Origin of the sequence: Phaeobacter sp. 11ANDIMAR09 (assembly GCF_001294455.1) — a bacterium.
Classification (GTDB): Bacteria; Pseudomonadota; Alphaproteobacteria; order Rhodobacterales; family Rhodobacteraceae; genus Pseudophaeobacter.
In genome coordinates this window covers 1-20,006 of sequence record NZ_LIKT01000004.1, presented here as the reverse complement: position 1 = coordinate 20,006, position 20,006 = coordinate 1, and the positions used below count along the sequence as shown (strand labels likewise).

Below are 20,006 nucleotides of genomic sequence, written 5' to 3'. Positions count from 1 at the left end.
CTTGGCCCAGTTGAGCCGCAAGCCGGGCTTGCGCGCAAATCAGTTTTCTGAAAATCTAAGGTCAGAAAAAGTGAGTCTAAATCATGGCTATTTCTCCCCCTCGCCCCAAATCCTTTGCGCTGACAGCCCTGCGAGCGTTTGAAGCCTCGGCCCGGCTGGGTGGGTTTTCGGCCGCAGCCCAAGAGCTAGGCGTCACACCGGGCGCGATCTCTGCCCAGATCAAATCGCTGGAGGCCGAGCTGGGCGCGCCGCTGTTCCAACGCAGCGCCAAGGGCGTGGTGCTGACCCCGTTGGGGGCGCAATCGCTGCCCGGTTTTGGCCAGGCCTTTGATCAGCTGGGACTGGCCGTACAGCAGATGCGCGATGCCGCCGCTCCGCGTGTGGTGCATATCGCCACCCTGCCGGCAATCGCCCAGTTCTGGCTCTCGCCCCGCCTGCCCCAACTGCGCGCCGAGATGCCAGGCACCGAGATCTCCATCACGGCCCTAGAGCAGCCACCAAACCTCAAACGGACCTCTTATGACCTGTGCCTGTTCTTTGCCGAGACAGAGGGAACCATCCTGGCCGAAGATGTCATCTTTCCCGTCTGCAGCCCTGCCTTGGCAGAACAGCTAACAACACCTATGGATCTGCTGAACCTGCCCTGCCTCTATGACACCAGTTGGGAAGAAGACTGGGAGCACTGGCTGACGCAGGCCGCGCTGCCGCATCACATCGCCCCGCGCGGCCCAGTCTATTCGCTCTATGCCCTCGCAGTGGAAGAGGCCCTGAACGGCGCGGGGGTATTGATCGGCCATGAGGCCCTGTTGACCCCCTATCTGGCGGGCGGTCAATTGGTAGCACCCTTTGGGCAAAAGGCCATATTGCCCAAAGCCTTGCGCCTTTGGAGCATGGCGGGGCGGCATGCGGATTCAGCCAGTCAGGAGGTTGCACGATGGTTGAAGACGAAGCGACAAACCCCACCACGTCAGGGCTAGGCTCAGCACCAAACCCTGGCAGAGCTTTAGCTCATATAGCCGCCGTCGCTGTCGTCACCCGCTTCTTCAAAGAGCCGGCCCATATCTGGCACCGAAACCCGGCGCTTGCCCTCCAGGGCAATCACCCCGTCTTTTTTCAGGGCTGACATCTGGCGACTGACGGTTTCAAGCGTGAGGCCTAGATAGTCTGCCATGGCTTCGCGGGTGAGCGGCAGATCAAAGGTCATTTCATTCACCGCACCGCGCGGCGTCAGCGAGGCATCGCGACGAGCAATGATGGTCAACAGACTGGCAATTTTTTCCCGCGCCGTTTTGCGCCCCAGAACCAGCATCCACTCGCGCGCGGCATCCAGTTCGTCCAGGGTCATCTCGAGCAGGCGATGAGCAATATGCGGGGTGCTGGCCATCAAATCTTCAAAAGGTTTCTTGCGGAAACAGCACATCACAACATCGGTGGTCGCAACAACATTATAGGCCGCGCCATCCCGGCCGGGGCGACCAACAAAATCACTCGGTAACAACAGGCCAACCATCTGGGTGCGGCCGTCCTCCATCGTCTGGGTCAAGGTAGCAATACCGGACACCACGGAGCCGACAAAATTCATCACATCACCGGACCAAATGATCGGCTGCCCAGCCTCGTAGCTGCGGTAATATTTGATAGCGTCAAGCGCCTCCAACTCATCACTCTCACAGCGGGCACAAACGGCCCGGTGGCGAATTGGACAATCAGCACAGCTGATATGGGAAATTGTTGGGGCGTTCATGGGCAGTCCCGTTTGATCCACGTCAAAGTTCGTTCGTGCGATTGGTGACTATGATAGTGATATGTGTCAGAAATCACAATTGGCGAAGCTCGGTTTATTCGATGCCAAAGTGCCGCGCTATACCAGTTATCCGACTGTGCCACATTTTGGCCCGCTGGTTCATGCCGCGCATTTTCAATCCTGGATCGGCCAAATCCCCAAGGGAAGTCGCATTTCCCTCTACCTGCATGTGCCCTTTTGCAGAAACCTCTGTTGGTTTTGCATGTGCCGCACCCAAGGGGCTCGATCTGACGCACCGATTTCGGCCTATGTAGAGACACTGAAACAGGAGATCTCGCTTCTTCAGCGCCATTTGCCGGTAGACGTCACGCTCTCCCGGATCCATTGGGGCGGTGGCACGCCAACCATTTTGGCTCCCGAGATGGTTCGAGATCTTGCAGAGGCCTTGGCGGGGCTTGCCCCCCTGGCGTCAGGAGCTGAATTCTCGGTTGAGATCGACCCGAATGAGTTCGATTCTCCCCGTTGTGATGCCCTGATGGCGGCCGGGCTCACCCGTGCCTCTATTGGTGTGCAGGGGTTTGACGCGACCACACAACAGGAAATCGGCCGCCAACTTAGCTACGATCGTGTGGTGCAGGTGGTGGACATGCTGCGGCAGGGCGGCGTTCGGGATCTCAGCACCGATCTGCTGTTTGGCCTGCCTCATCAAAGCCTTGAGCAGATCCGCCAAAGCACCCGGCAATTGCTGACGCTCTCGCCCGACCGGATTGCCCTCTATGGCTACAAACATCTGCCTGCGATGATCCGACGGCAAACCATGATCCGATCTGAAAGCCTACCCAAGCCCGAGGACCGGATCGAGCTGTTCAACGCGGCGCGCATGCTCTGTCTCGAGGCGGGGTATCAGCAAATTGGTCTCGACAGTTTTGCACGTCCCGGTGATGGCCTTATCCAAGCGCGTGATCAGCATCACCTCAAACGGGGGTTCCAGTGGTATAGCGATGATCCGGCGGAGGTTCTGATTGGCCTCGGCGCCTCCGCCATCTCACGGTTCCCCCAGGGGTTTGTGCAAAACGCGCCCAGCACTGCGCGCTATATGGCGGCAATTGCTGCGGGCGGGTTTGCCGCTGCGCGCGGGCATGATCTTACAGATGACGACAGGCTGCGGGGGGAAATCATCAAGGCCCTGTTCTGTGCCTTCGCAATTCCAAAAGATCGGGTTCTCGCCCAGTGTCCGGGGCAGGAAACACGCTTTGATGCGCTGGTTAGCCAAGCCTGCGCGGCCTTCCCCGGCCTTCTGGTAAAAACCAAGAATGGTGCCTTGGTCACAGAGGAAGCTCGGGCCATAACCCGGGTCATCGCGCGCCACTTTGATGCCTATGAAGCCGCAGGTGGTGCGGCTCTGTCGGCGCCAGCCTCCCCAGCCGCCTGAACGCTCCCCGCCCCGAGCGGCGCAAAGCTGCCGCGCCGCGCAAGCGGCGCCACCCCCAAGGGTGTGTCTTTGCCTTTGGCAAGGGCTAAGCGCGCGGGAGCCCCCCCTTTTCGCTTTACCGCGCTGCGGCCAGAAGCTGGCGCGTATAGTCCACTTGCGGGTTTTCAAACAGCGCTTCAGCCGCTCCCGCCTCGACGATATCGCCCTGCTTCATCACCACCACCTGATGCGACATCGCCCGCACCACGTTGAGATCATGGCTGATGAAGAGATAGGCCAGCCCGTAGCGTCTTTGCAGATCCCGCAGCAGCTCAACGATCTGCACCTGCACCGTCATGTCCAGGGCTGAGGTCGGCTCATCCAGCACCACCAATTTGGGACGCAGCACCATGGCGCGGGCGATGGCGATGCGTTGGCGCTGCCCGCCGGAAAACTCATGCGGGTAGCGGTCCATGGTTGCGGGGTCCAGACCGACCTCCACCATCACTTCCGACACCAGCTCGCGCGGAGGGCGGTGCTGATCAATTTTGTGAATGGCCAGCCCCTCGGCGATGATCTGGGCACAGGTCATCCGCGGGCTCAGCGAGCCAAAGGGATCCTGAAACACGATCTGCATGTCTTTGCGCAGGCTGCGCAGATCCCGCGTCGACCATTGCCGCAGGTCATCGCCGCGAAACCGCACCTCGCCCTCAGAGGCAATCAGCCGCATGATTGCCAGCGCCATTGTTGTCTTGCCCGAGCCGCTTTCGCCAACAATACCCAGCGTCTCCCCTGCCCGCACCCGGATTGAGGTTGGATTGACCGCTTTCACATGACCGACAGTGCGCTTCAAAAGCCCCTTCTGGATCGGGAACCAGACTTTCAGATCCTCTGTGCGGATCATCTCGGCTGCCTCCGGCGCCACCGGCTCGGGAATGCCCGAAGGTTCTGCTGCCAGCAACTTCTGGGTATAGGCATGCTGTGGATTGTCAAAGACCGCGGCTGCCGGGCCTTCCTCGACGATCTCACCGTCTTTCATCACACAGACCCGATCCGCAATACGCCGGACAACATTCAGGTCATGGGTAATAAACAACAGCCCCATGCCTTCGCTGTCCTTCAGCTCAGCCAGCAATTCCAGGATCTGCGCCTGAATGGTCACATCCAGCGCCGTTGTAGGCTCATCCGCGATCAGCACTTCAGGCTTATTGGCCAGGGCCATGGCGATCATCACCCGCTGGCGCTGCCCGCCTGAAAGCTGGTGCGGATAGGCGTTCAGTCGGCTTTCAGCGTCGCGAATACCAACCTTTTGTAGCAGCTCCAGAACCCGGTCCCGCGCCACCTGCCCCTGCAATCCCTGATGCAGCGCCAGGGATTCTGCCAGCTGCTTTTCAATGGTATGGAGCGGGTTGAGCGAGGTCATCGGCTCCTGAAAGATGAAACTAATGTCATTGCCACGCACCTGCATCAGGTGCTTTTCATCCGCGCCCACCATCTCCACCCCGTCATAGGTGACGGACCCCTCGACGATGGCGCTATCGCCCAGGAGCGAGACAGTAGACAGGGCAGAAACGGATTTCCCCGATCCGGATTCGCCGACCAAGGCCACAGTTTCCCCCCGCCCAACCGAGAAGGACACACCTTTGACGGCCTGGTTGACCTCGCCGTCTTGTCGGAAGGAGACGCACAGGTTCTTGACCTGAAGGATTGGGGATTCTGTCATGTCAGCTCTTGCCTGCAGCAATCGATAGGGCGGTGCTCGACCGCGGACGGAAACGAAGTGCCCGCCCCTGGGGGCGGTCTGGCACTGCCCGGCTTCCAGCCGGGTGAGTCGGTGGTTTGAGAAGCCACCTCATGAAAAGGTCTTTCTTGGGTCAAAGGCGTCGCGGATGCCTTCAAAGATGAAAATCAGCAGCGACAACATCAGGGCAAAGGTGAAAAATGCGGTGAAGGCAAGCCAGGGGGCTTCGAGGTTCTGTTTCGCCTGCAGGGTCAGCTCCCCCAGCGAGGGTGCCGAGGACGGCAGGCCAAAGCCTAGGAAATCCAGCCCCGCCAGCGCGCTGATGGTGCCCGTGATGATAAAGGGCAGCATGGTCAGCGTCGCCACCATGGCATTGGGCAGCATATGGCGCAGCATGATGGTCATATTGCCCACACCCAGGGCCTTGGCCGCGCGGACATATTCCAGATTGCGTGCTCGCAGGAACTCGGCGCGCACCACCGGAACCAAGGAGGTCCAGCCAAACAGGATCATCAACCCAACCAAAAGCCAGAAACTACGACCCAGAATGGCAAACATGATGATGATCACGTAGAGCGAATTCACCGAGCTCCAGACCTCAATCACCCGCTGGAACACCAGATCTGTCCAGCCGCCAAAATAGCCCTGAATTGCCCCGGCCAGAATTCCAATCAGCGTGGCCGCGCCCGTCACCATCAGGGTGAACAGGATCGACAAACGGAAGCCATGAATGACCCGCGCCAGCACATCGCGCTTGGTGTCATCTGTGCCCAGAAGGTTCTGCCAATTCGGCGCCAGCGGCGCGGCGCCCGGACGATCCACAGAAGTGTTGTAGGAATATGGGATGAGCGGCCAGATCGACCACCCCTTATGAAACCCTTCTGCCGAATAGTCGCCCAATCCGATTTGCGCGATGATATCTTCAGGCGCATCAAAGCAGTCTTCCATTCCGCCAGATCGAATAAGGCACTCCACCTCTGGATCACGGTAGGTCGCTTCGGTCTTAAAATCGCCGCCAAAGGTGGTCTCGGGATAGAAATTGAAAATGGGCGCATAGAGCTCGCCGCGATAGCTCACCAGGATGGGTTTGTCATTGGCCAGGAACTCAGCAAAGAGCGACAGGCCAAAGAGCACCGCAAAGATCCACAGGGACCAATAGGCGCGTTTGTTGCGGCGGAAGGTATTCCAACGACGTTGGTTAAGCGGGGACAATGCCATGCCTTCAGCCCTCCCGCTTTTCAAAGTCGATGCGGGGATCAACCAGCACATACATCAGATCGGAGATGATCCCGACCACCAGTGACATCAGACCAAAGATATACATGGTGCCAAACATCACCGGATAATCCCGCGCCACGGCGGCCTCGAACCCCAGTCGGCCCAGCCCATCCAGCGAGAAAATCGTCTCGATGATCAGGCTACCTGCAAAGAATATGCTGATGAACACTGCAGGAAAGCCGGAAATCACGATCAGCATGGCATTGCGGAACACATGACCATAAAGCACCCGGTGTTCGCTCAGCCCCTTGGCCCGCGCGGTGATGACATATTGCTTTTTGATCTCGTCCAGGAACGAGTTCTTGGTCAGCAAGGTCAGCGTGGCAAAGGCGCCAATGGTTGATGCAATCACCGGCAGGGCAATGTGCCAGGCGTAATCCGCGATCTTGCCAAAGAGGCTGAGGTCTTCGAAATTGTCCGAGGTCAGCCCCCGCAAAGGGAAGATCTGCCAGTAAGACCCACCTGCAAAAAGCACCAAGAGCATGATGGCAAACAGGAAAGAGGGAATGGCATAGGCCGCAATGATCACACCGCTGGTCCAAGTGTCAAAGCGCGAACCATCGCGCAGAGCCTTGCGAATACCCACCGGGATCGAGATCAAATAGGCGATCAGGGTCGACCAAAGCCCCAGAGAGATCGACACTGGCATTTTCTCCAGCACCAAATCGGTCACATCAATCTTGCGAAAATAGCTCTCGCCAAAGTCAAACTGCAGGTAGTTGAGCAGCATCACGCCAAAACGTTCCAGCGGAGGTTTATCCAGGCCAAACTGCTGTTGCAGCTCTTCGATCAGTTCCGGCGGTAAGCCCTGTCGGCCCGCATAGCTGTCATTGGCTTCGATCACGGCAGACCCGCCGGCATCTCCCCCACCACCGGCAAAGCCCTCAAAGACATCTCCACCGCCCTGAAGCTGGGCGATGATTTGCTCTACCGGGCCGCCGGGAACAAACTGCACCAGGGTAAAATTCACCACCATGATGCCAAACAGGGTCGGGATCACCAAAAGCAGGCGTCTGAGGATATAGGCTGCCATACCGCGCCCTTACCGCAAGGCGCCAGAGGCTTTCAGCGTAGCCTCGCGCTCCGCATCCACCCACCAAAGGTCCAGCAAACCGGTGGAATAGGGCGGCAGGTTTTCCGGATAGGCATATTGCTTCCAATAGGCGATCCAGCTAACGTCCAGATACCAGGCCGGCACCATAAACCGTTTGGCCCGGAGCACCCGATCCAGCGCCCGGGCATTGGATTGCAGGTCTTCCTGTGTCTTGGCTTCGACCACATTTCCGATCAGCGCATCAACCGCCGGATCTGCCAGGCCAGCTGGGTTAAAGACTGAGAACTGATGCGCCTCGGCCCCAAACTGCTGATACAGCCCTGTCGAAGGCTCCAGAGACTTTGGATAGGCAAAGTAAACCATGTCAAAGTCCTTTTCCCGGCGGCGACTGGTGTATTGCGCATAGTCAACCCGGTTCAGCCGGGCATCCACACCCATGGCCCGCAGGTTGGACACATAGGGGGCAGCGATACGTTCCAGCGAAGGACTGTCGAGCAAGAGCTCGATCTCCAGCAATTCGCCAGCCGCATTTTGGCGCATCCCATCGCTGTTCACTTCCCAGCCTGCTTCATCCAGCAACTTCATGGCGCGACGCAGATTGCGGCGGTCGTTGGGGCGTTTAGGTTTTGAGGCATGGGCCATAACAGGCTCCGAGGTCAGAAGCCCGGACTCAATCTGATCGCCCAGCGCGGTCAGCACCTCCAGCTCACGCCCTTCCGGCAGGCCCTTGGCCTCCAGCGCGCTGTCCTGCCAAAAAGAACTGCGCTGCCGAAACAGCCCATATTGCAGGCTCTCATTGGTCCATTCAAAATTATAGGCAAGCTGTACCGCTTCGCGCACACGGATATCCTGAAATTGTGGCCGCAGCAGGTTCATCACAAATCCACTGGCCGCAGGCACATTGCCATTGGGGATTTCATCCTTGATCACATCACCATTTGCGATGGCATCAAATTCATAGGCCGTGGCCCAGCTCTTGGAGTTGTTTTCGGGCCGCACAGTATAGACACCGGCCTTGAAGCCCTCCATCGCAGCGATGGTATCGCCAAAGTACTCCACCCGGATGCTGTCATAGTTGTGGCGACCGATATTCACATTCAAACCCTCGCCCCAATAGTCCGGGTTGCGACGATAGATGATGCGCTGGTTGATATCAGCCTTTTCCAGAATATAGGGCCCCGATCCGATGCCCGGATCCAGACGCGGCTCATCAAGACGGCGATTTTCTGGGTCGGCCTCGAACCAGGCTTTGGAAAACACCGGAGTGCCTGCTACCTGACTGATCATCGCGCGGCGCGGGAAATCCGGCGAGAAATGGAACTTCACCTGCTGCGGGCCTAGGGCTTCGGCCTTGGGGATGCGTTTGCGTACCGCTTCGGCATAGGATTGTAAGCCCTGATCCAGCAGGATGTTATGGGAAAACACCACGTCCTCTGCGGTAACGGGGCTGCCATCGGAAAACCGCGCCTCGGGGCGCAGATTAAAGATCACCCAATCCTGGCTTTCCGGATATTCTAGACTTTCGGCAACCAACCCGTAATAGGATCCCGGCTCGTCATAGGATTCGATCATCAAGCTTTCAAAATGCTCCGACGCCAGCGCTCCAGCCCGTCCCTTGCGGGTAAAGGGGTTCATACTGTCAAACGTACCCACCGCCGAAATCGCCAGCTCACCGCCCTTGGGGGCCTGCGGGTTCACATAGTCAAAATGGGCAAATCCAGCCGGGTATTTCAGCTCACCAAACTCTGCAAAGCCGTGACTTTTGACAATTGCCCCCTCCTCTGCCCGCAGCGGCAAGGTCAGAAGCAGAAAGAGCATGAGACCGAACACAAAGGCTGCGTGCAAGACACCTCCAGTCGCAGGCGCGATAGCCCGAACCTGGGCCTGAACCCCGGCCCGTCGCCGTCTCTGTTCTGCCAAACGATCTGTCTGAATGTCCGCCCGATTGCCTGCCATATGGGATGTCATCTGTCACAACCTCCTTTGCCCGGCCTTCGACTGGTCCGGTTTTCCTGTCTCTCAAGCTAAGGCCCGCAGGCAGTAACATTCAAGTTGAGATTGCGCGATCCAGGGCTCCACCGGATCGAAAGAGCGTGATCAAGCCGAAAACCTCAGCGACAAATCCAGACATGCCGTCAAAACACCAAAAAGGTCGCGACATCTGCCGCGACCTTTTTGTCGTGTTTCAATCCAACCCTTAGGTCAGGTCAGGATCAGTCGTCGAGACTGTCCAGATAGGCGATGAGGTTCACCCGGTCTTTTTGCTTGCGCAGACCGGCAAAGGACATCGAGGTGCCCGAAGCATAGGCCGAAGGCTTGGTCAGGAAGGCATCCAGCTCTTCTGCGGACCAGGTCGTCCCCAGAGCTGTCAGCGCACCGGAATAGCCAAAGCCCGCCTCGGCGGCTGTGGCACGTCCTACAACACCGTAAAGCGAAGGACCGGTGGAGTTCACACCCGCCTCCAGCTTGTGGCAGGCGGCACATTTCTTGAAGACCTTGGCGCCTTTACCGGCGTCAGCCGAGGCCATCAGCTCTTCAAAGCTGACCTCAACCACATCTTCAGAAGCGGCGCTCGCATCTGCTACTTCAATTACATAAGATTGCTCACCGTGCGCATCTGACGAATAGAGCACATCCGCGGCCCAGTGGCCCAGAAGAAGCACCAGGAACGATCCGCAAACGCCTGCGGTCGCTTTGGTTAGGGTCATCGTGTCAAACATGAATCGCGTGTCCGTTTTAGCTGTCTGGGTCGTTGTCTAAGGCTTCCACTCGTCAGTGGCAAGGTATAGACAACGCGACGAAATGCCCGTTTGCTGAAGTTTTGCAGGAAAGTCGCACTGATGACCGGAAAAATCGCCATTCAGGGGGAGCTGGGCTCCTATAGCCATGAGGCTTGCCGCAATGCGCGTCACAATATGGAGGTGCTGCCCTGCAGCACCTTTGAAGATGTGATCGAGGCGGTGCGCTCAGGCGCTGCCGACCAGGCGATGTTGCCAGTTGAGAACTCGACCTATGGGCGGGTGGCCGATAGCCACCGGCTGCTGCCCCACAGTGGGCTGCATATCATAGACGAGGCTTTTGTGCGGGTGCATATCAACCTGCTGGCCGTCCCCGGCGCCAAGCTGGAAGACATCCGCGAGGCCAAATCGCATCTGGTTCTACTGCCACAGTGCGGTGAATTTTTACGTAAAAACAACATCATGGGCCGCGTCAGCCCCGACAATGCGCGGGCCGCGCGCGATGTGGCCGCTGCCGGTGACATCCACACAGCAGCCCTGGCCAGCGAATTGGCAGGCGAGATCTACGGGCTGGATGTGCTGGAGAAAAAGATCGAGGATCGGGGCGACAATACCACCCGTTTCCTGATCATGTCGCGCGAGCCGGACATCACCCGGCGTGGAGCCCATGGCATGATCACCAGCTTTGTTTTTCAGGTCCGCAACATTCCCGCGGCGCTCTACAAGGGCATGGGTGGTTTTGCCACCAATGGTATCAACATGACCAAACTGGAAAGCTACATGGTCGACGGATCCTTCACCGCCACGCAGTTTTATGCGGATATCGAAGGTCACCCGGATGATGCAAACGTGCAACTGGCGATGGATGAACTGGCCTATTTCACCACCAATGTGGAGATTCTCGGCGTCTACCCCGCCGACAACGGGCGCTACTAACCACCCTCCGATCTGTTGGGCCTGGCTGACGCTCCGGAAATCTAGACTCTCAGATGCATCCTTCTTATCGCTGGGGGGCATCCTCACCCAGAGTCCGTCATGACCGCCACACCGCCTGTCACAACCTACCCCAGTGCCGATCCGGCGCATCGCCGTGCCGATATGAGGGTTCATGCCGTGGGGCTGGGGCTGATCCTAGTGGCCGGAGCAGCTCTATCCTACAAGGCAAGCACTGGACTCAACATCGGACTGGTCGCCGCATTGGGCCTCTACGTCCTCTCAGTGCTGGCCTCCAATATTGCCTCCTGCCTTTACCACTTTGCCCCCTGGCATGACCGCCGCCTGTTGCTGCGCCGCATCGACCATGCTGCGATCTATCCCAGCATCACTGGCACCTTCACCCCCTTCTTTGTCCAAGCAGGCACCACCTGGACCTGGACACTTCTGTTCCTGTGTTGGGGGCTGACCGCCCTGGCCATCTGGAACAAAATCACCAATGAAAACGTGAAATCCCGCTGGTCGACGGCGTCTTACCTAGGGTTGGGCGCCATTGGGCTCGGGGCACTGCCAGATCTGACCATGATCCCCACCGCCAGCCTCTATTGCATCCTCTTGGGGGTCACCAGCTTTGTGATCGGCACAGGATTCTACGCCCGCAAGACCCTGCCCTATCGCTATGCCATCTGGCACATATGGGTGAATATCGGAGGCATCTTTATGTTTACAGGTATTTGGATGTCGCTGTTCTAACCTAGAGCGCGCCTCCCCAAGGAAAACGTCTATAGCTACGGCTGCCCTTGCTCCACCGCCGGGCCGAATGAGCAAGCCTGCAAAACCATCAAATATTCTACGCAATTGAGGGGGAATAAGGTGAGAGGCTGGACATCGACCCAAGCGGGGCTCGTTGTGGCTGCTTCCTTCCGGATCTGACCAGGTTGGCGAGGCGCCTGCCCGCGCCAACCTCTCGAATCCCGATATAGGCAGAGTTTGCCACAAAGACAAGAGCCCTAACCTACACCATTGTGTGGAAAAGCTGAGCCGAGAGACCCACCTGGCACGGCTCCCAGGGTCAACTGAGATCACAGAGTAAGGCGCAGCTTCAGGAAACCATTGGGAGTCACGCCCTGATCTTCAACCCGGCCCTCTGGCAGCTCATCCAGGTAATTACGTGCAACCGGTCCGGTATAGACCGCCACCCGGGTGCTCGGTATCCGCTTCAATTGCCAGGGATAACCGGCCGTGGCCAGCGGATCCTCGGGCAGCTGCCCCGAGACATAGTCACAGATCGCATCTCGGACCTTGAGACGAGGCAGGCGCAGCCTATCCGCCTCCTGCACCATTTTGAAATTTCCGCCGCCGCTGACCCGATAGCTGTTTGTCACAACTGTAAACTGCTGAGTGCCAGACACAGGCGCCCCATTCCAGCACAGGTTTTCTATTCGATGGGCTTCTTGGTTGATCAACAGACCGGAGGAGGAAAACCGAGGCGGTTGCGTGACATCAATCTCGTAGCTCAAGCCAAAGATCACATCAAAATTATGCCCGGCGCGCTCCAAATTCACCAATTCGGTGTTGCGGCTTTCCGGGGTGATTTGATTGAACATGCCAGCCGACATTTCCAGCCAATCCCGCAGCTGATCACCGTTGACCTGGACGGCCCAGACCGCGTTGGGAAATACCTGCAGATCCGCAACATTGCGCATGCAGAGCTCCCCCGCCGCAATATCCGTGTAGTTTTCGGGCCCGGAGCGCCCGCCAAATTTCCCCGGCGAGACCGCCGAGAGCAGGGGCAAATCGCCAGCCGGGGTCCCTGCCAACATGGGCCGCACCGCGGCAATTTGTGCACAGGCCGCTAGAGCCAGCCCCTGGTCCTGCCCAAACAGAGTGAAATAGGAATGCAGAGCCCCGCAACTATGCCCAACGGCTTCTTTCATCCGCGCCTGGGTCTGCGCATCGGCCTCCGCCAAGATCGCCACCAGATCTGGATCCTCTGCCACCAGTGGCGTCAGCTTACCCCAGGCATCGCGGCGCGAAATCGGAACGGCGCTGGCCTGCCAAGTGGCAACCGCCCAGCCCCCCTCTCCGTAGCGCAGCTGCAAATCAATCTGCCCCAGATGCGAACCATGGGCACCTGGCATGACCACGGGTTTGGCAAAGGCATGTGCGGGATCGGGCAAGACCAGATGAGTGTGGCCGCCAATCACCGCATCAATGCCAGCGGTCGCCACTATGGGGCGTAGGGCGTTTTCCATGTTTGGAACCGGGAATTCGCCGTCCACTCCGGTATGAGCCAGGGCAATGACCAAATCACATCCCGCCGCCCGCAAATCCGCAGCACTGGCCGTGGCGGCCTGGACCATGTCCTGGACCTGCACTTCGCCCTCCAGCAAATGTGCATCCCAAATCATCGTCTGTGGCGGCAGCACAGAGAGGATCCCGATCTTTAAATCGGGGGCATCCGGCAGGGCCGCGATCCGCCGCTCCAAAATGACCGTCTTGACAAAGGGCAACTGGCGGTCGGGGGCAACAGCCTCCATGTTCGAGCAGACAACCGCGCAGGGCGCGTCTTGTAGCACTGCATCCAGCACCGGCAGACCAAAGTTGAAATCGTGATTTCCCAAGCCCAAAGCATCATATTTCAAGGCCGAGAAGGCTGACATCAACGGATGCTCCCCTGTAACACCAACAGAGAAATCTTCCCGATCGATCCGCAGCGCTGTCTCCCCAATCGGAGAGCCCTGAAGCGCATCACCATTGTCCAGTAGCAGGGCGACCCCGCCCTGATCCGTGACTTCTCTGCGTGCCAGAGAAATAAGGCTGGCCAATCGCGACAATCCAACCCCCGGATCTTCCCGATCCGCATAGTAATCCCGACTGAGAAGGTTGCAGTGCAGATCAGTTGTCGCAAGGATGCGCAACATGCCGGTAGCCCCTGACTTGGAAGCCGTCATCTCTGTCATCGCGCTGAAGTCACAGCTGTCACTACCTGGTCCAATCTCTTGCTTCACGAGCTCCCTTTCTGAGAACCGCCCTTTCTATGAAACAGCGTTTCACGAATTTGCAAAGCCTTCAAATACATCATCTTTAAGAAAAATTAACCAAGTTGCTCTGGAGCTAGCCCGGCAAGAAGCAAAGTCAAGCCGGGCCAGGCAGCCCCTTTGACGACCAATTTAGCAGAGATTGACTGGTATTTTCTGCGACAAGAGGTCATCACTTTGCTCAAATGCGCCAAAAAGCGGGAAACGCCGCAGTTCTGGCGGCACACAAGCCTGCAGGGAGTGACAGATGAGACGAGCAGAACAGGTGACCTTTGGTGGCGGCGGTGGTCTGGATCGCAAGGCTCAGCTGCGCGATGATCCCGCGGCTCTGGACAGGGCCTGGGAAGCTCCCGAGACACAGGTTCTGATGACCTGGCGGGGCAAGGTGCTCAGCCAACGTTCAGACCCGGATCGCGGGCCAGACGGTCTGGCCTGGGTCGGAGCGGACCACCCGTTGGCAATGGAACATCGCAGCTCGGCACTGTATCTTGGGGCAACGGCTGACGGGGCTGAGCATTTTGCCTGCGACCTCGGGGCCTGGAAGCCGGATGCACTGGACGAGATGGCCCTGGCCAGCTTTGCTGATCTCAGCGAACAACAGCATCCCGCGTTACCCGCAGGCTATGTCTTTGCTGAGCTGCGGCGCATCATGGCGCGTCTTACGCCGCTGGAGGCCGAGCTGGCGGCATCCGCCAAGGCCCTGCTGTCCTGGCATCAGTCGCATCAATTCTGTGCCCGTTGCGGTGAAAAAAGCGCAGTCAGTCAGGCCGGCTGGCAGCGCAAGTGCCCCAGCTGCAAAGCGCTGCACTTCCCCCGTACCGATCCGGTTGTCATCATGTTGATCACCCATGGCGACGACGTGTTGATGGGCCGCTCCCCCGGTTGGCCCGAAGGCATGTATTCGCTGCTGGCCGGATTTGTTGAGCCTGGAGAAACTCTGGAAGCCGCCGTGCGGCGGGAGGTTTTTGAAGAAACCGGCGTCGCGGTCGCCGAAGTTGGCTATCTGTCCAGTCAGCCCTGGCCCTTTCCTATGTCTTTGATGTTTGGCTGCAGTGGTCGCGCCACCAGCCGTGACATCACCATCGACCCGCATGAAATCGAAGATGCAATCTGGGTAAGCCGTCAGGATATGATGACTGTCTTTGCAGGAGAGCACCCCGTGATCAAACCAGCAAGAAAGGGCGCAATCGCACATTTTCTTTTGGAAAACTGGCTTGCGGACACCTTGGATTAAGAAGATTATTCTACCAACACACACGAATACAAACTCTGAGGGCTGACCCAGGGGTCAGGCGGCATATTATGGAATTATCGAGCAATGAAGACGTCGAGGCACCTCTCGCCGAAGTCTTTCAAGCGATCTCAGATTTTGGCAGTTTTGAACGCTCGGCGATCCGGCGCGGCATCGAAGTCCAGCGCCTGAGCAACGAAGCCAACCCGCAGGTGGGCATGGCCTGGGACGTGCGGGCTGACTTTCGCGGTAAGCCGCGTGATTTGCAGCTGAAGCTGTCCGCCTATGAGCCTTCCACCCTGATCGCGCTGGACGGGGAAAGTAACAGCCTCAGCGGCACAAGCCAGATTGAGCTTCTGGCCCTGTCTCCACGGCGCACCCGGCTTTCGGTAAAGGTAAAGATCAAGGCCAAGACCCTGTCCGGGCGGCTATTGTTGCAATCGCTGAAACTGGCACGTTCCAAAGTCAATAAGCGATTCAAACATCGCGTGGCGGAATTTGCCAGCCTGACAGAAGACCGCGTCAGCCACAGCGCCTGACCTTTTTCTGGCTGGACGCTTGTTTCTGGGGGCAGTCTCGCTGCCGCCGCCCCTTGGCACCTGCCGCCCCTGGGTGCCCAATGTTCGTTGTGGCACCAATTGCCCAGGCTTCCAGCAGTTCTTGATTGACGACTCATCCCAGTCGACGATAGCCCTAGTGTCGATGGTTCTTGCGGCACATAAATCTTGTGCCCGGGATGAAAAGGGAACGTGGTGCGGCCAGGCTTTGCAGCCCAGCCAAGTCCACGACTGCCCCCGCAACTGTAAGCGGCGAGCGCTTCGGGTGAACCACTGGCACAGGCATCAACGCCCTGCCGGGAAGGACCGAAACCGCATCGACCCGCAAGTCAGGAGACCTGCCATCACGAATGAAACTCGAAACTGGGCGGGGAGTCCGGGCGGGTGCATGAGATGATGGTCGGCACCCCTATCTGCCAGTCGCGCTCGTTCTCATGCCATCGCCTGTCATCCCCGGCCGCCGCGCGGAGGGCGCATGATGACACCGATGGACCTGAAAAAACCCACCAAGGAAACACATCACTTTTCTCAAAGTATCTGTATGCACCTCGGCGCGCCCTGCCCGGCCCTGTCCCGGATGCTCGCAGCGCTGGCGGGGGCGGTGGACAAGGCGCGGCCAGTGACTACCCCAGACTTTGAACTCTGCGGTGAAAGCCTGCTGGATGGCTGCGCCCGCCATTGCCCTGCCCGCTTCATCGCCACCCATGACCGCATTCGGGTGTATTGCGACGTCGAGGCAGCCACCGATAGCAAGGCTCTAGAGCTTTTTGCTGACAGCCTGTTCCAGCCAGATGCGCAGGGCTTTTCCGGCACCCAACTGGATCACCGCCCCTGTGCAATGGGCCAAGCCATCCCAAGGCTGCCGCATCACCTGCCTGATGTGCCAGTTTCCCATCCAGCGCTTTAGTCTTGTTTGGGGCAGCGCAGTTATTTGTGGTTCCACTCCAAGTCTGCGCGCCCATGCCCCGCTCACCTCAAAATAGAGTGGATCAACTGGCCGCTGCCAGGGCCCAGGCCATCTGGTCTTCGGTTTCCACAGCGCAGGCACGCACGGCGCGCAGGCGTCTCAGGGCTTTGGTGGGATTTTCTCCGGCCTCAATCATCAGGCGCAGAACCACCATGCCCGAGCGCCCGCAGCCGCCTTTGCAATGCACCAGCACCCGCCCACCGCCACGCAAGGCCTGGAGCGCCAGCGCGCTGGCCTCGGGCCACTGCACCAACATCTCTTTGGTTGGGGCGGAAAAATCCGGCAGGGGCAAATGGATCCAACGGCATCCCATGGCCTGAATATCCTGCCCCAGGGGAGCAGCTCCGGCGCCAACATGTTCGACTTCGGTGGTCATCGAAATCACCAGCCCCGGCTGCCAATCATGCAGATGATCCATATCACCCGCATAGTCACCGCCTCCCCCTGGCAAGGGGCAAAGCGCCAGAATACCGTCTTCAACGCTCAGCGCATGCAGGGTAAGCGAGCTTGCGGCAGGCTCATTGAGGTGATCATCCATGTCGCCTACCCGCTGAAGCGTGCGCAGAGCCTGCACAGGCTCTGCCAAAAGGGGCGGTATTTGCCACAGACTTTTTCATGTCACACACTCCGGCATCACAGACCCGAGGTCCGCACCAATAAAACGGGCCCAACAGGCCCGGCCAACACGCCTCAAACCCGCCCCCAAGCCAGGGCCGACATCAAAGTCTGACCCGCTGCCCCCCGGTTGGTCAACAGCGGTGGACGAAGCCCGCCCACCCGCGTACCTTGCGCAGAGGCGATCCCGCCTTCCGAATCCGGCAAGAGACCTATGAACGACAGCACAAGCGACAGCAGCCAGCCTCAGTATCAAGTCCTGGCGCGGAAATACCGTCCCGAGACATTTGCCGATCTGATAGGCCAGGACGCCATGGTCAGAACGCTGAAAAATGCGTTTGAAACCAACCGCATCGCCCAGGCCTTTATTATGACAGGTATTCGCGGAACCGGTAAAACCACCACCGCGCGGATCATCGCCAAGGGGATGAACTGCATTGGTCCAGATGGCACCGGCCAGCCCACCACCGAGCCCTGCGGCGTCTGCGAGCATTGCACCGCCATCATGGAAGGCCGCCACGTTGATGTGATGGAAATGGATGCTGCCAGCCGCACCGGTGTGGGCGACATTCGCGAAATCATCGATTCGGTGCAGTACCGCGCCGCCTCGGCCCGCTATAAGATCTACATCATCGATGAGGTGCATATGCTCTCCACCAGCGCCTTTAACGCGCTGCTGAAAACGCTGGAAGAGCCGCCCGCCCACGTCAAATTCATCTTTGCCACCACCGAAATCCGCAAGGTGCCGGTGACGGTGCTGTCGCGCTGCCAGCGTTATGATCTGCGTCGGATCGAACCTGAAGTGATGATCGCCCAGATGCGCAAAATCGCCAGCTCCGAGGGCGCCGAGATCACAGAGGATGCCCTCGCCCTGATCACCCGTGCTGCCGAAGGCTCGGTACGTGATGCCACGTCGCTGCTGGATCAGGCGATTTCCCATGGCGCCGGCGAAACCACTGCCGATCAGGTGCGCGCCATGCTCGGCCTCGCCGATCGCGGGCGGGTGCTGGATCTGATGGATATGGTGCTGCGCGGCGATGCCGCCGGGGCGCTGACCGAACTGGGGGCCCAATATGCCGAAGGGGCCGATCCTCTGGCGGTGCTGCGCGATCTGGCGGAGATCACCCATTGGGTTTCAGTGGTGAAAATCACCCCGGATGCGGCCGAGGATCCCACCGTCAGCCCGGATGAGCGTGCGCGTGGCCAGCAGATGGCCGAAGCCCTGCCCATGCGGGTGATGACTCGAATGTGGCAAATGCTGCTCAAGGCGCTGGAAGAGGTCGCGGCGGCGCCCAATGCCATGATGGCCGCCGAGATGGCGGTGATCCGCCTGACCCATGTGGCCGATCTGCCCAGCCCCGAAGAGCTGATCCGAAAGCTACAGGACACGCCACCGCCGCCCCAGGGTGGTCCAGGCGGCGGCATGAATTCAGGCGGCTATGGCCCTGCTACCTCTCCCATGCAGAGCCTGGGAGCACCTGCGGCGGGCGGAGGCGCTCCTGACGGAGCGCCCATGGCATCCGGTGGCGCGCCTCACGGCGCGCCGGTTGCACAGGGCGGCAATGGCACCGCAACAGCGCTGGCCCCGGAAACACTGCAGGCCCTGGCCCGCTACCCCAGCTTTGAACATGTGGTTGAACTGATCCGCCAGCGCCGCGACGGGCTGCTGCTGGAATATGTAAAGACCTACCTGCGCCTGGTCTCCTATCAGCCGGGCCGCATCACCATCCAGCCAACCGATGATGCGCCCCGGGATCTGGCCGCCCGTCTTGGGCAACAGCTGCAGAACTGGACCCATGCCCGTTGGATCATCTCGCTGGAGAACGAGGGCGGCGGGGATACCATCACCGAGCTGGAAAACGCCGCTGAAAACGCTCTGCGTGCCAAGGCCAGCGAACACCCGCTGGTGCAAGCGGTGATGGAGAACTTCCCCAAGGCCAAGATCACCCGCATCCGCACAGCACAGGAACTGGCCGCAGAAGTGGAAGCTGAAGCCCTACCTGAGGTCGAAGACGAATGGGACCCCTTTGAGGAGGACTAGTCCGTTGTCCGCCAGGAACTCCTATCCCGACAGGCAGGTGGGGCCAGGATCACCCCTGGCACTTTGCCACCCTGTATACCGCTAGAGAGCACAGCCTCTTGTGTACAAAGCCCTGGCTCCGTATTTAGATCCCAACAAAGCACTTTAGGAGAAAACAGATGCTCAAAGGCCTCGGCGGTCTTGGCGATATGGCCAAGATGATGAAATCGGCACAAGAACTGCAGACCAAAATGGCGGAGATGCAGGAAGAGCTGCACAATGTCATGGTGGTTGGCGAAGCAGGGGCTGGCCTGGTGAAGGCCACGGCTTCAGCCAAGGGTGAACTGAAAGAGCTCGACATCGATCCCTCGATCTTTTCTGGGGATGACAAAGAAGTTGTAGAAGATCTGATCCTCGCCGCGATCAAGGATGCCCAGTCCAAGGCTGCCGTGAAAGCTCAGGAAGAAATGGCCAATCTCACCGAGAGCATGGGGCTGCCCAAGGATATAAAGCTGCCCTTTTAACAGACAGGCAGCGATGATCTCATCGGCAAAGGCGGTCTTGATAAGGCCGCCTTTTGTTTTGCCCCGCGACAGGCAGGCCACCGGTGGTATCCGAAAACAAAAAACGCGGACTCCCAACGGGAGACCGCGTTTTCAGAATTCAAACTCGAAAG

17 protein-coding genes, 1 other RNA gene and 1 riboswitch are annotated in these 20,006 nt (G+C 58.9%); of the genes, 9 read left to right on the top strand and 9 right to left on the bottom strand.

The annotated features are described in order from the left end of the window. The first annotated feature begins 83 nt into the window (after positions 1-83). Positions 84-977, top strand: coding sequence for a LysR family transcriptional regulator (locus AN476_RS04290; RefSeq protein WP_054459752.1), 894 nt, complete (start codon positions 84-86; stop codon positions 975-977). 26 nt (positions 978-1,003) lie between these two features. Here AN476_RS04290 and fnrL read toward each other — a convergent pair whose 3' ends face one another. Continuing rightward, entirely contained in the window at positions 1,004-1,744 is a 741-nt protein-coding gene (gene fnrL / locus AN476_RS04285; RefSeq protein ID WP_054459751.1) for a transcriptional regulator FnrL, read from the bottom strand. Positions 1,745-1,805: 61 nt separating this feature from the next. Here fnrL and AN476_RS04280 point away from each other — a divergent pair, with 61 nt between their 5' ends. After that, positions 1,806-3,176 carry a radical SAM protein gene (locus AN476_RS04280; RefSeq protein WP_054459750.1) on the top strand — a complete coding sequence of 457 codons (1,371 nt, stop codon included), beginning with the start codon at positions 1,806-1,808 and terminating at the stop codon, positions 3,174-3,176. Between the two features lie 115 nt (positions 3,177-3,291). Here the strand turns inward: AN476_RS04280 and AN476_RS04275 are convergent, their stop codons facing one another. From AN476_RS04275 to AN476_RS04255, 5 genes are all read right to left on the bottom strand, one after another. Then, positions 3,292-4,878 carry an ABC transporter ATP-binding protein gene (locus AN476_RS04275; RefSeq protein ID WP_054459749.1) on the bottom strand — a complete coding sequence of 529 codons (1,587 nt, stop codon included), beginning with the start codon at positions 4,876-4,878 and terminating at the stop codon, positions 3,292-3,294. A 129-nt stretch (positions 4,879-5,007) separates the two neighbouring features. Further along, positions 5,008-6,114 (bottom strand): ABC transporter permease, encoded by a 1,107-nt coding sequence (locus tag AN476_RS04270; RefSeq protein ID WP_054459748.1) that lies wholly within the window; start codon positions 6,112-6,114, stop codon positions 5,008-5,010. Between the two features lie 4 nt (positions 6,115-6,118). Continuing rightward, positions 6,119-7,207 (bottom strand): microcin C ABC transporter permease YejB, encoded by a 1,089-nt coding sequence (locus AN476_RS04265; protein WP_054459747.1) that lies wholly within the window; start codon positions 7,205-7,207, stop codon positions 6,119-6,121. Between the two features lie 9 nt (positions 7,208-7,216). Continuing rightward, positions 7,217-9,196 (bottom strand): extracellular solute-binding protein, encoded by a 1,980-nt coding sequence (locus AN476_RS04260; RefSeq protein ID WP_083464235.1) that lies wholly within the window; start codon positions 9,194-9,196, stop codon positions 7,217-7,219. A 245-nt stretch (positions 9,197-9,441) separates the two neighbouring features. Beyond that, positions 9,442-9,948, bottom strand: coding sequence for a cytochrome c family protein (locus AN476_RS04255; RefSeq protein WP_054459746.1), 507 nt, complete (start codon positions 9,946-9,948; stop codon positions 9,442-9,444). A 120-nt stretch (positions 9,949-10,068) separates the two neighbouring features. Here AN476_RS04255 and AN476_RS04250 point away from each other — a divergent pair, with 120 nt between their 5' ends. Then, entirely contained in the window at positions 10,069-10,902 is an 834-nt protein-coding gene (locus tag AN476_RS04250) for a prephenate dehydratase (RefSeq protein ID WP_054459745.1), read from the top strand. Positions 10,903-11,001: 99 nt separating this feature from the next. Next, positions 11,002-11,652 (top strand): hemolysin III family protein, encoded by a 651-nt coding sequence (locus tag AN476_RS04245; protein ID WP_054459744.1) that lies wholly within the window; start codon positions 11,002-11,004, stop codon positions 11,650-11,652. A gap of 118 nt (positions 11,653-11,770) precedes the next feature. Here the strand turns inward: AN476_RS04245 and ffs are convergent. Next, positions 11,771-11,869: signal recognition particle sRNA small type (ffs, locus tag AN476_RS22340), an RNA gene on the bottom strand. A gap of 112 nt (positions 11,870-11,981) precedes the next feature. Then, a complete protein-coding gene (locus AN476_RS04240; RefSeq protein ID WP_253279830.1) occupies positions 11,982-13,823 on the bottom strand; it encodes a 5'-nucleotidase C-terminal domain-containing protein in 1,842 nt (613 codons plus the stop codon). Positions 13,824-14,187: 364 nt separating this feature from the next. Between AN476_RS04240 and nudC the strand changes: the two genes are divergently transcribed. The 3 genes from nudC to AN476_RS04225 all read left to right on the top strand — a co-directional run bounded on the left by nudC (position 14,188) and on the right by AN476_RS04225 (position 16,635). Continuing rightward, entirely contained in the window at positions 14,188-15,174 is a 987-nt protein-coding gene (gene nudC, locus AN476_RS04235) for an NAD(+) diphosphatase (RefSeq protein WP_054459742.1), read from the top strand. A 68-nt stretch (positions 15,175-15,242) separates the two neighbouring features. Beyond that, a complete protein-coding gene (locus tag AN476_RS04230; protein ID WP_054459741.1) occupies positions 15,243-15,710 on the top strand; it encodes a DNA polymerase III subunit gamma/tau in 468 nt (155 codons plus the stop codon). A gap of 147 nt (positions 15,711-15,857) precedes the next feature. Continuing rightward, positions 15,858-16,089: riboswitch (cobalamin riboswitch) on the top strand. 114 nt (positions 16,090-16,203) lie between these two features. Then, positions 16,204-16,635, top strand: coding sequence for a hypothetical protein (locus AN476_RS04225; RefSeq protein WP_157063676.1), 432 nt, complete (start codon positions 16,204-16,206; stop codon positions 16,633-16,635). An 82-nt stretch (positions 16,636-16,717) separates the two neighbouring features. Here the strand turns inward: AN476_RS04225 and AN476_RS04220 are convergent, their stop codons facing one another. Further along, positions 16,718-17,233, bottom strand: a complete 516-nt coding sequence (locus AN476_RS04220) for a protein-tyrosine phosphatase family protein (RefSeq protein WP_054459967.1) — start codon at positions 17,231-17,233, stop codon at positions 16,718-16,720. 291 nt (positions 17,234-17,524) lie between these two features. Here AN476_RS04220 and AN476_RS04215 point away from each other — a divergent pair, with 291 nt between their 5' ends. After that, entirely contained in the window at positions 17,525-19,351 is a 1,827-nt protein-coding gene (locus AN476_RS04215) for a DNA polymerase III subunit gamma/tau (RefSeq protein ID WP_054459740.1), read from the top strand. Between the two features lie 158 nt (positions 19,352-19,509). Beyond that, complete coding sequence (locus tag AN476_RS04210) at positions 19,510-19,854, top strand: YbaB/EbfC family nucleoid-associated protein (RefSeq protein WP_009809886.1); 345 nt, start codon at positions 19,510-19,512, stop codon at positions 19,852-19,854. The last annotated feature ends 152 nt before the right edge of the window (positions 19,855-20,006 follow it).